The sequence below is a fragment of the Candidatus Pelagibacter sp. genome, from assembly GCF_052046145.1.
Taxonomy (GTDB): domain Bacteria; phylum Pseudomonadota; class Alphaproteobacteria; order Pelagibacterales; family Pelagibacteraceae; genus Pelagibacter.
This window is the reverse complement of sequence record NZ_JBNGZR010000001.1, coordinates 347,170-358,894: the sequence shown is the minus strand read 5'-3', so window position 1 is coordinate 358,894 and position 11,725 is coordinate 347,170. Positions and strand designations below refer to the sequence as shown.

Here is an 11,725-nt window from a genome sequence, read left to right as displayed (position 1 = left end):
ATATGATTTTACTTTGATGCAGAAAGGTATTTTAGTGTATTTTCTGGTGTTGTTTCTATATATGGGTCATCATCTAAGCCTGAATTATTAATTCCAGGCTCTTGCCACCATTTTTCAACAATACCGTCATTAATAACTGCCATATATCTCCAACTTCTTTGGCCAAATCCATCATGGTCTTTGGAGATTAACATTCCCATATATTTTGTAAAAAGTCCTGATCCATCTGGTATTACTTTAACATTAGAAATACCCATTTTTTTTGCCCAAGCATTCATAACGTATGAGTCATTTACTGAACAACAATAAATTTCGTCAATGCCAAGTTTTTTTAATTCATCAGCATTTTTTTCAAATCCAGGTAATTGTTGAGAGGAGCATGTTGGTGTAAATGCACCAGGTAAACTAAATAAAATTACTCTTTTATTTTTAAAAAAATCATCAGTAGATTTATTTGTCCACTTCCCACCAATTGCACATGCAATTTCATTATCCGAAGTATCACCTTCTCTAATTCTAAAAGTTACTTGGGGTATTTTAAATCCTTCAATCATATTTTTTAATGCCCACGACAATTTTTAGGAAAGGGTAAAGATCCTAAAGGAGAGTGACGTGGGCACCATCTAAAAAAAAATATATCATCATTTAAAAGGAGTGAGGATGTCTAGAGCCTCGTCTTTTTCAATCTCAGATAATTTTCTATTATTTATTTTTCTTTTAATCTTTTCACACTCTGATGAGCATGGTTCACATGTTATCTGACCCTCAAGTGAACTGCTCATTACAGAAGAATTACTTAAATCAAAGTTAAATAAATTCTTTTTCACTATATGTTACTTCCAACCAGCAGCTGTCATAACTTCTAATGCAGCAGCTTGATTTTTTCCATAAGTTGAAACTTTAGTTGCTAAATCTTGCTTAAAATCTAGCCCTAAATTATTTACTACTAATGGACTTGGAGATACACCACCAATCATAGGAAACTCAAACGTATTGTTCGTAAAGTGTTCCTGAGATTCTGGTGATAATAAAAAGTCAACAAGTGCAATTGCATTTGCTTTGTTAGGCGCACCTTTAACTAAAGCAGCACAGCTAATATTCATATGTGTTCCTCTATCATTTTGATTGGGGAAAAACGCTTTTACTTTTTTTGCAGCTTCTTGTTGTTCAGCACCTTTTTTACCTGAAAGCATAAGTGCTAAATAATAAGTATTAGCTACAGCAATATCAGCTTCTCCTGCTGCAACAGCCATGATTTGAGCTCTATCGTTTCCTTTTGGCTCTCTTGCCATATTAGAAACAACACCTTTTGCCCATTCGGCTGTAGCTTTTTTTCCATTATTTGCAATTAATGAAGCTACAAGTGATTTATTATAAATGTTACTAGATTTTCTTATTACTAATCTACCTTTCCATTTTGGATCAGCTAAACCTTCATAAGTTAAACCTGACAACTCAGCACCACTAACTCTTTCAGGTGAGTAATAAATAATTCTTGCTCTTTTAGCTACTCCAACCCATTTGTTAGTTCTAAAGTTTTTGGGAACAGACGCTTTAATTGTTGCAGATGATAAACCTCCTTGAAGCAAACCTTTTGCATCCATAGCACCACATCTTCCAGCATCAGCAGTGATGTATAAATCAGCTGAAGAATCTGCTCCTTCTTCGGCTATTCTTTTTTCTAAAGCTCCTGATTTACCATTAATTAAATTTACTTTAATTCCTGTAGCTGCTGTAAATTTTCCATACATTTCAGCATCAGCCTTATAATGTCTTGCATTAAATACATTTACCTCATTCGCAATTGCAAAAGTTGATACGAATAAAGATGTAATTAACGCCAAAATTGATAATTTTCTCATTAAACTCCTTAAATTATTATGTTATTGTTGAGAATGAGAACTATTCTCAATGCGAATGATTATCAATCGCAATAGTGTCGCAGATTTTTAAATTTTTTAATAATTTAGGGAGTTTTGGCTATTTTTTTCTATTTCCAGTCGCCAATTTTACTGAATAGGAAATTTCTGAAAGCTTGAACTCTAGCTGTATTTTTTAATGATTGCGGGTATACAAAGTGAGCTTCAGTTATAGGACCTTCTACTTTTGGAAGTACTTTAATTATATTACTAGTATTTGAAACTAAATATTCTGGTAATGCGGCCAAACCCACTCCAGACTCAACGCCATATAATAAACCACTAACACTATTAACCTTCATAATAGATTTTCTTTTTTTTCCATCATGCATTCCTATTTTTAAAGCCCAATCAGGATTATAAACTGGCGAAGGAGCACCTTTTCCAAATGAAATAAATTTATGTTTGTTTAAATCATGAACTGTTTTTGGCATCCCATTTTTTTCTAAGTATTTATTTGATCCATAAATATAATACTTAATATCAACTAATTTTTTTTGAATATAGTTAAGCTGTTTAGGTCTTCTCATAAAAATTCCAATATCAGCTTGACGAGTACTCAAATCTAATTCTTTATCATCAAAAACTAGTTCAATCTCAATTTCTGGATTAAGTGTCATAAATTCTTGAATTCTTGGTGTTAACCAATGTGTTCCAAAACTTCTTACAGTTGTGATTGTTAATTTTCCTGTTGGTTTACTCTTTTGATCTCCTAATGATGTCTCAACTTCTTTAAGTTTGCTAATCACTTCATGAGCAGTTTTAAAAACATATTCTCCATTTTGTGTGAGAGTTAAGCCTCTTGCATGTCTTTCAAACAATTGCACTTTTAAATCTTGCTCTAATGATTGTATTTGTCTACTTATAGCTGATTGGCTAAGATTTAAATTAACAGTAGCATTCGTAAAACTACCTGCTTCTGCTACAGCATGAAAAATTTTTAATTTATCCCAATCCATTATTTATTTAAATCAACTAATACTCTTCCAGAAATTTCACCTTTTAAAATTTTAGGATAAGTCTCAATCAATTCCTCCAAGCTTACTGTTAAAACTGATTTTTCCAATAAATCAAAATCAATTAAATTTGTTGCTTCTCCCCAAATAAAACCTCTTCTTTTTATGCTACAATTAGCAGAATCCATGCCCCAAACTTTAATACCTCTCAACATAAATGGTAATAAATTCGTATTAAGTTCATTACTGTTTGCATTTCCACAAACTGAAATTATCCCATTTGATTTTGTTTGAGCAATTGCATTTGCCAAAATTTTTCCACCAACCGTGTCTACTACTCCATCCCATAGACCTTTATCTATTGGACGTGGATCTTTGTCAAATTCAGCCCTATTTATAATGTTTTTTGCACCCAATGATTTTAAATAATCCGATTTTGAATCTTTTCCAGTAACAGCAGAAACATTATATCCCATTTTGGTTAATGCCATTATTGCTACACTACCAACTCCTCCAGTTGCACCTGTAACTAAAACATCATTAACTTTTTCACCTAATAAAATACTTTCCCTTGCTTGAATTGCAAAAGCACTCATTAAGGAGGTAAAACCTGCAGTACCTAAAATCATGGCTTGCTTAGTTGTTAAGCTATCTGGTTTTTTTACTAAAAAATCTGCATTTACTTTTGCAATTTGTGAATATCCGCCAAAGAATATTTCTCCAACTCTAAATCCAGTTAAAATTACCTCATCTCCTTCTTTGAATTTTGAATTTTCACTTTCTATTACTTTTCCTGAAAAATCTATTCCTGGAATATGTGGAAATTCTTTTACTAATCGTCCACCGTTTTTTAAAATCATTCCATCTTTAAAATTAAGGTCAGAATAATCTACTTTTACAGTTACATCTCCATGCTTTAGAAAACTCTTATCAATAGATTTAACTTCACGTAAGAAGTTTTCACCCTCTTGATTAAGAATTAGTGCTTTAAATTGGTCAGACACACTAGTCTTTTAACTCAGTGCTGATAAATCGTAAATATCTATTTTGATAACTCAGATCTTCTTTAAATTGACCTAAGTAAAAATTAGTTACAGTTGTTGCTTGTTCTTTTTTAATACCCCTCATAGTCATACACTGATGGGTTGAATCTATTGTAACAGCTACACCTTTTGCATCTAAAGCTTCCATTAGAGAATTTGCAATCTGAACAGTTAATCTTTCTTGCGTTTGTAGTCTTTTTGAAAATATTTCAACTACTCTTGCAATTTTACTTAATCCCACAACTCTCTCATTTGGTATATAGGCAACATGTGCTTTCCCAATAATTGGAGCCATATGATGTTCACAATGACTTTGTACTGAAATATTTTTTTGAACCACCATATCGCTATAACCTTCTACATCACCAAAAGTTTTATCTAAAACTTTTTTTGCGTCTTCGTTATAGCCTTGAAAATATTCTTTAAATGCTTTTACAACTCTTTTAGGGGTTTCCAACAATCCTTCTCTTTTTGGATCTTCTCCCATCCATGACAAAATTGTTCTGATAGCTTCCTCTGCTTCTTTATCTGAAACTTTTTTTGTCTCTAAATTATTGCTGTCTGTGTCTTTTACTAATTTCATAGCGCCTTTTTATACAGTAAATACCTTAAATTAAAAATATTTAATATATTTAGATATGTGCTAAATAATCACCCCGTATGTTCAAAAAAAGAGAAAATATCAATGATATTGAAGAAGGAAATCTTCTTTCACCCAAGTTTGATAATGATGGGCTGATTCCTGTGATTACCATGTGCTCAAAAACAAAAGATATTTTAATGCATGGATACATGAATGTAGAAGCTCTAAAAAAAACAATTGAAACTAAAGAAGCACATTATTATAGCAGATCTAGACAAGCTATTTGGCATAAAGGTAAAACTAGTGGGTTTACCCAAAAAGTGACAGAAATTCGAATTGATGATGATCAAGACTCTATATGGTTAACAGTCGATATAGGTGATGGGGCTAGTTGTCATGTTGGTTATAGATCATGTTTTTATAGATCTATTCCTATGGGACCAATAGAAAACGGAAGAAAAGTTGAAATGGAATTTCTTGAAAAAGAAAAAAAATTCGACCCTGAAGAAGTTTATAAAGGTCAACCAAATCCTACAAAAATTTAAATGAGTGAGAAACAAAAAAATGTTCTAGGTGAAGATCTTGAAGAATGTTCAAATGATCCTTTAACAGGTTGGTTTCGTGATGGTTGTTGTAACACTGACGAGAATGATCATGGACTTCATACAGTTTGTGCTAAAGTTACTACCGAATGCTTAGAGTGGATGAAAGAAGCAGGTAACGATTTAATTACTCCACATCCTGAATTTGGGTTTCCAGGTTTAAAGGATGGAGATGGATGGTGTTTGTGTGCTAGTTGGTATGCGAGAGCAGTTGAAGCTGGTAAAGGATGTCCAATATTTTTGAAAAGAACCCACGAAAACACTCTTAAATATGTACCTATTGAAACTTTAAAAAAGTTTGCAATAGACTTGTCCTAATTTACATATTTCCATATCTTGGACCACCACTTCCTTCTGGTGTAACCCAAGTAATATTTTGAGAAGGTTCTTTAATATCACAAGTTTTACAATGAATGCAATTTTGAGAATTGATCACAAATTTATTTACATCATTTTCTTTTTGGACTTCATACACACCTGCAGGACAATATCTTTGAGCAGGTTCATCAAATTTTTCTAAAGTATAATTTATTGGTAAATCAGGATCTTTAAGCTTTAAATGAACTGGTTGATTGTCTGCATGATTAGTTCCTGTTAAATACACTGAACTTGTTTTATCAAAAGTAATTACGTTATCATACTTCGGATAATCTATTTTAGGCATTTGGTTTGCAGGTTTTAATGTTTCGTGGTCAGCATGCTTATGTTTAAGGGTAAAAGGAAGTTTTCCTCTAAATAAAATTTGATCGATACCTGTAAAAATAATTCCTAAAATTAGCCCCCAACTAAAACTAGGTTTTACATTTCTAGCTTCATAAAGCTCTTTATATAACCAACTATTTTTAAATTTATTTTCATAAATTGATAAATCTTTGTTTTCTTTTAAATGTTCATTAATAGTTTCGGCTGCAATGATCCCACTTTTCATCGCTGTATGAGAACCTTTAATTTTTGGCATATTTAAAGTTCCAGCGTCACAACCAACTAGTAAAGCTCCGGGCATAAACATTTTTGGCAAACTTTGAAATCCACCTTCAATTAAGGCTCTTGCACCGTACGAAATTCTTTTTCCACCTTCTATAATTTTTTTAATTGCTGGATGTATTTTAAACCTCTGAAATTCATCATAAGGTGATAAATGTGGATTTTTGTAATCTAGACCAATTACATAGCCCAGAAAAACTTGTTTATTTTCTGCATGATACATAAAACTACCACCATACGTATTGTTATCTAGTGGCCATCCAGCTGTATGCATAACTAAGCCTTCTTCGTGATTTTTATCCTCTATTTCCCAAATTTCCTTAAAACCAATTCCATATTGTTGAGGATCTTTACCTTTATTTAGTTCAAATTTTTCAATCAATTGTTTTCCTAAATGACCTCTACACCCTTCTGCAAAAACAGTTACTTTGCCTAAAAGCTCAATACCTGGTTCAAAACTATCTTTTTTATTACCATCTTTATCTATACCCATATCTTGAGTTGCAACACCTTTAACAGATCCATCTTCGTTATATAAAATTTCACTTGCTGGAAATCCTGGAAAAATTTCTACACCTAAATTCTCTGCCTGTTCAGCAAGCCATCTACACAGATTTGCTAAACTGATAATATAATTTTTATGATTTTGCTGTACTGCAGGTAGTAACCAAGTTGGCCAACTTAAAGATTTGGTTTTTCCTAAAAATAAAAATTTTTCTTTAGTTACTTTTGTTTTGATGGGAGAATTTAACTCTCTCCAATTTGGTAATAATTCATCTAGAGCACGTGTTTCAAACACATTACCGCTCAAAATATGAGCTCCAATCTCAGATGCTTTTTCTAATAAACAAACATTTAAATTTGCATCTAGTTGTTTTAACTTTATTGCGGTTGATAATCCTGATGGTCCTCCACCTATAATTACAACATCATATTCCATCGATTCTCTAGACATACTCTAGTTTTTAACTGTAAGGATTATTTTTGTATAGTGTTTAATTTGTTCAGCTCTTCCATAAACTGAGGTATTGCCTCAAATAAATCTGCTTCAAGACCATAATCTGCCACACTAAAAATTGGCGCTTCACCATCTTTATTAATTGCAACAATCACTTTGCTTTCCTTCATTCCAGCTAGATGCTGAATTGCTCCTGAAATTCCAACAGCGATATATAGATCTGGCACTACCACTTTTCCTGTTTGACCTACTTGATGATCGTTACTTATGTATCCAGCATCTACTGCTGCTCTTGATGCTCCAATTGCTGCACCTAGTTTATCAGCAATTTCTGTAATTAATTTAAAATTATCCCCGCTTTGCATTCCTCTGCCACCTGATACAACAATTCTTGCTGTTCCAAGTTCAGGTCGATCAGATTTAATTTCTTCTCTTTTGATAAATTTTGTATTTGAAAACTCTTCACTAGCATCCACTTTTTCAATTAAGGCTGATCCGCCTGTACTCTCACATGGATCGAATGAAGTAGGTCTAATTGTTACACACTTTTTAGCATCATTACTCTTAATTGTTGCAAAAGCGTTACCGGCATAAATTGGCCTTAAAAAAATATCTGGTGATATTACTTTAATGATGTCACTTACTTGCGATGTGTCAAGATGAGCAGCAATTCGTGGCATCAAATTTTTTCCAAATGTATTTGCTGAACAAACAATGTGAGAATAATTCTCTGCAAGTTTAACAATCACCGGAGCAAAATTTTCTGCTGTAAAGTTTTCATAGTGGGCTGCTTCCACACTTAATACTTTTTTAATTACCGGAAGTTCAGATAATTGTTTTGCAGCATCTGCAGAGTTTTGACCAATAATTACAGCATGTAAATCTGAATCTATTTGAGATGCTGCTGTAGCTGCATTAAGAGTGAATGGTCTTAATTCTTTATTATTATGTTCTGCTATAAGTAAGACTGCCATTAAATTACTTTCGCCTCATTTTTTAACTTTTGAACTAATTCAGCAACATTTGCTACTTTTATACCTGCTTTTCTTTTTGGAGGTTCCTCTACTTTTATTTGTTCTAATCTTGGTGATACATCTACACCTAAATCAGTAGCAGCAATTTCCTCGATAGGTTTTTTCTTAGCCTTCATTATATTTGGTAATGATGCATATCGTGGTTCATTTAGCCTAAGGTCACAAGTCACAATAGCTGGAACATTTATTTCAATTGTTTCAAGTCCTTCATCTATTTCTCTAGTTACTTCTAATTTATTATCTTTAACATCAATCTTTGAGGCAAATGTTGCTTGTGGCCAATTTAATAAAGCGCTCAACATTTGACCTGTTTGATTACAATCATCATCAATTGCTTGTTTGCCCATAAATACTAAATCTGGTTTTTCTTTATCTACTATTTTTTGTAAAATTTTTGAAACAGCGAGTGGTTCTAATGTTCCATCCACTTTTACATGAATGCCTCTGTCCGCTCCAACAGCTAAAGCTTTCCTAACTGTCTCTTGAGCTTTTTCTTCACCGACAGTTACTGCTACTACTTCTGTAGCTTGGCCTGCCTCTTTAATTTTTACAGCCTCTTCTATTGCATTATCATCAGGGGGATTGGTTGACATTTTAACGTTGTCAGTAACTACACCCGTTCCGTCTTCTTTAACTCTTATTTGAACGTTGTAATCAATAACCCTTTTTACAGCTACTAAAATTTTCATTAAGCTCTCAATAAATTATTTTCTGAATCGTATGGACTTTCATCTAGTACAGTAGCGTCGTACATTTCACCTAATATATCAACTTGTAATTTGTCGCCCACATTTGAGCAATTTGGTTTAACCATTGCAAGAGCTATTGATTTATCTAATCTAAAACCAAATTCACCTCCGGTTGCTCTTCCAACAACTTTTCCATCTTTGAAAATAGGATTATTTCCTAATACATCTGCATCTTTGGTGTTATGAACCTCTAAAGTAACTAATTTATTGTCAAAACCTTTTTCTCTCCATTTATTAAGTGCCTCTAAACCAATAAAGTTTCCTTTATTTGGGTGAACAAATCTATCAAGACCAGATTCATATGGTGAGTATTCAATTGATAATTCTGTACCAACTAGTTTGTAAGATTTTTCAACTCTTAAACTATTCATAGCTCTAATTCCAAAAGGTTTAATTCCTAAATCTTTTCCCGCTTCCATTAATTTATCAAAAATATGATTTTGATATTCAATTGGATGATGTAATTCCCAACCAAGCTCACCAACAAAGTTTACTCTCATTGCATTTACTGGAGCGTATCCAACATTTACATTTTTTGCAGTTAGCCATTTGAAATTTTCATTTGAAAAATCATCTGTTGAAACCTTTTGCATTAACTGTCTGGCTTTTGGACCAGCTACAACCAAAACTCCTGTACTGTTAGTAAGATCTTCAAAAATTACAGATCCATCATCTGGCATCCATTTTTGTATCCAGTCATGATCTAATCTTAAATTTGCTCCTGCAGAAACTAGATAATAACTATTTTCCGCTTCTTTCATTATCGTAAATTCTGAATGTACTCCACCTTTAGTGTTCAAGGCATGACACAGATTTATCCTTCCAATCTTTTTTGGAAGTTTATTAGCTACTAAATAATCTAAAAATTCCTCTGCTTTAGGTCCTCTAATTCTACATTTTGCAAACGCAGTCATATCTAAAAGACCCACGTTTTCTTTTACATTTTGACATTCTTTCTTAATTGCGTCGAACCATTTTGATCTTCTAAATGACCAATCATCTTTTTGTTCCATTCCATCTGTTGCAAAAAAATTAGGTCTTTCCCATCCAAACTTCTGACCAAACACAGCGCCTAAATTTTTCATTCGTTCATAACAAGGAGCTGTTCTTAGAGGTCTTGCTGCTGGTCTTTCTTCATCTGGATAATGGACAATAAATACATGACTATATGCTTCTTCATTTTTTGCTTTTAAATAAGATTTAGTTGCATAGTTTCCGTAACGTCTTGGTTCTACTCCTAACATGTCAATTGTAGGTTCGCCATCAACAATCCACTCTGCTAGTTGCCAACCTGCACCACCTGCTGCTGTTATTCCAAAACTATGTCCTTCATTAATCCAAAAATTCTTAAGTCCCCATGCAGGACCAACTATTGGATTACCATCTGGAGTATAACAGATTGCTCCATTATAAACTTTCTTTACTCCAACTTCTCCAAACGCAGGAACTCTATGAATTGCTCCTTCTATATGTGGAGCTAATCTGTCTAAGTCTTCTTGAAATAATTCATATTCAGAATTTTTTGATGGCCCCTCTACATAACAAGCTGGTGCACCATCTTCATAAGGGCCTAAAATTAATCCTCCAGCTTCTTCTCTCATATACCATCTGCTATCGCTATCTCTTAAGACTCCCATTTCTGGTAATCCATCTTTTTTTCTTTTTTGAATTGCAGGATGCGGTTCTGTAACAATGTATTGATGTTCAACTGGTATTACTGGAATATCTAATCCTACCATTTCACCTGTTTGTCTAGCAAAATTTCCAGAACAAGTAATAACATGTTCGCACTCTATTGATCCCTTATCTGTTTCTACAATCCATCCATCTTTAGTTTGCCTCATTGATAGGACAGTAGTGTTTCTATAAATTTCTGCTCCTCTATTTCTTGCACCTGTTGCTAATGCTTGCGTTAAATCTGCTGGTTGAATATATCCATCTTCGGGGTGTTGTATTGCGCCAACTAAGTCATCTGTATGACATAAAGGCCAGATTTCTTTTACTTGTTCCGGTTTCAAGAATTTTACATCTACTCCAATAGTTCGAGCAACACCTGCATATTGATGATACTCATCCATTCTATCTTTTGTACTAGCTAAACGAATATTTGAAACAACGCTAAAGCCAACATTTTTTCCAGTTTCTTCCTCTAATGTTTTATAAAGATTAACTGCATATTTATGTAGTTGTCCTACAGAATAACTCATATTAAACAAAGGCAATAAACCAGCAGCGTGCCAAGTTGATCCTGAAGTTAACTCTTTTCTCTCAACAAGAACAACGTCGGACCAACCTTTTTTTGCTAAGTGATAAAGAGCACTAACACCTACGACACCTCCACCAACTACTACAACTTTGGTTTTTGTTTTCATTCAAGGATTCCTACTAAATTTTTAATTGTTACGAAACAAAAATGTATGTTTAAAATCAAATTGAGCTTCCTAGAGGGATCGGGCTAGATACCATTGTAGTCAACCAACAGTCTTTTAAATTTCCATCCAAAGTATACTTTTCAACTTGCCAATTAAACTTGTGATAAATCTTGTTTTTATCAAGAATGATTACCTCAAATTGTGCCCATTTGTCACTACTTCCAAGCTCAGTAATTGTATGACTTAAGTGATTAATCATCATCCCATAAGAGTCACTTTTTAACATCATCTTAAAATTGCTTAATGGCCCTGTAACTCTCTTGTTATTTGGGTGAGCAAATTTCCATGTTTGTTCAATTCCACTATCTTTAAATTTAGAGTCATTTTGTTGAAGCCCATTAAGTTGAATCTTTATAACTTCTTTCGGTTTAATATTGCTATTTGGATTTAATAGTTCAGCGTTTGAAAAAGTCGAAGTTATCAATAATAAAATTAATACTTTAAAAATAGTTTTCATTTAAAAAT

13 protein-coding genes are annotated in these 11,725 nt (G+C 33.0%); 2 read left to right on the top strand and 11 right to left on the bottom strand.

Features of this window, described 5'->3' with window-relative positions:
• Positions 1 to 8: 8 nt before the first annotated feature.
• From ACTT88_RS01810 to folE, 6 genes are all read right to left on the bottom strand, one after another.
• Positions 9 to 554, bottom strand: a complete 546-nt coding sequence (locus tag ACTT88_RS01810; protein WP_440907669.1) for a peroxiredoxin — start codon at positions 552 to 554, stop codon at positions 9 to 11.
• 87 nt (positions 555 to 641) lie between these two features.
• Positions 642 to 827, bottom strand: a complete 186-nt coding sequence (locus ACTT88_RS01805; RefSeq protein WP_440907668.1) for a hypothetical protein — start codon at positions 825 to 827, stop codon at positions 642 to 644.
• Positions 828 to 833: 6 nt separating this feature from the next.
• A complete protein-coding gene (locus ACTT88_RS01800; protein ID WP_440907667.1) occupies positions 834 to 1,862 on the bottom strand; it encodes an extracellular solute-binding protein in 1,029 nt (342 codons plus the stop codon).
• Between the two features lie 128 nt (positions 1,863 to 1,990).
• On the bottom strand, positions 1,991 to 2,878 hold the full coding sequence (locus ACTT88_RS01795) for a LysR family transcriptional regulator (protein WP_440907666.1): 888 nt from the start codon (positions 2,876 to 2,878) through the stop codon (positions 1,991 to 1,993).
• On the bottom strand, positions 2,878 to 3,879 hold the full coding sequence (locus ACTT88_RS01790; protein WP_440907665.1) for an MDR family oxidoreductase: 1,002 nt from the start codon (positions 3,877 to 3,879) through the stop codon (positions 2,878 to 2,880). The genes ACTT88_RS01795 and ACTT88_RS01790 overlap by 1 nt, the downstream gene beginning before the upstream one ends.
• A 1-nt stretch (position 3,880) precedes the next feature.
• Positions 3,881 to 4,501 (bottom strand): GTP cyclohydrolase I FolE, encoded by a 621-nt coding sequence (gene folE / locus ACTT88_RS01785; protein WP_440907664.1) that lies wholly within the window; start codon positions 4,499 to 4,501, stop codon positions 3,881 to 3,883.
• 77 nt (positions 4,502 to 4,578) lie between these two features.
• Here folE and hisI point away from each other — a divergent pair, with 77 nt between their 5' ends.
• Positions 4,579 to 5,046 carry a phosphoribosyl-AMP cyclohydrolase gene (gene hisI, locus ACTT88_RS01780; protein WP_440907663.1) on the top strand — a complete coding sequence of 156 codons (468 nt, stop codon included), beginning with the start codon at positions 4,579 to 4,581 and terminating at the stop codon, positions 5,044 to 5,046.
• Positions 5,047 to 5,421, top strand: a complete 375-nt coding sequence (locus ACTT88_RS01775) for a DUF2237 family protein (protein WP_072090395.1) — start codon at positions 5,047 to 5,049, stop codon at positions 5,419 to 5,421. It abuts the gene before it with no gap.
• Between the two features lies 1 nt (position 5,422).
• On the opposite strand, the gene ACTT88_RS01770 is transcribed toward ACTT88_RS01775, so the two are convergent.
• Genes ACTT88_RS01770 through ACTT88_RS01750 form a run of 5 tightly spaced genes read right to left on the bottom strand, consistent with a single transcriptional unit; the run spans position 5,423 to position 11,717 of the window.
• A complete protein-coding gene (locus tag ACTT88_RS01770) occupies positions 5,423 to 7,042 on the bottom strand; it encodes an electron transfer flavoprotein-ubiquinone oxidoreductase (protein WP_440907662.1) in 1,620 nt (539 codons plus the stop codon).
• Positions 7,043 to 7,065: 23 nt separating this feature from the next.
• Positions 7,066 to 8,019 (bottom strand): electron transfer flavoprotein subunit alpha/FixB family protein, encoded by a 954-nt coding sequence (locus tag ACTT88_RS01765; RefSeq protein WP_440907661.1) that lies wholly within the window; start codon positions 8,017 to 8,019, stop codon positions 7,066 to 7,068.
• Positions 8,019 to 8,768, bottom strand: a complete 750-nt coding sequence (locus ACTT88_RS01760) for an electron transfer flavoprotein subunit beta/FixA family protein (protein ID WP_440907660.1) — start codon at positions 8,766 to 8,768, stop codon at positions 8,019 to 8,021. The genes ACTT88_RS01765 and ACTT88_RS01760 overlap by 1 nt, the downstream gene beginning before the upstream one ends.
• Positions 8,768 to 11,200, bottom strand: coding sequence for a GcvT family protein (locus tag ACTT88_RS01755; protein ID WP_440907659.1), 2,433 nt, complete (start codon positions 11,198 to 11,200; stop codon positions 8,768 to 8,770). The genes ACTT88_RS01760 and ACTT88_RS01755 overlap by 1 nt, the downstream gene beginning before the upstream one ends.
• Positions 11,201 to 11,255: 55 nt before the next feature.
• A complete protein-coding gene (locus ACTT88_RS01750) occupies positions 11,256 to 11,717 on the bottom strand; it encodes a hypothetical protein (RefSeq protein ID WP_440907658.1) in 462 nt (153 codons plus the stop codon).
• Positions 11,718 to 11,725 lie beyond the last annotated feature (8 nt).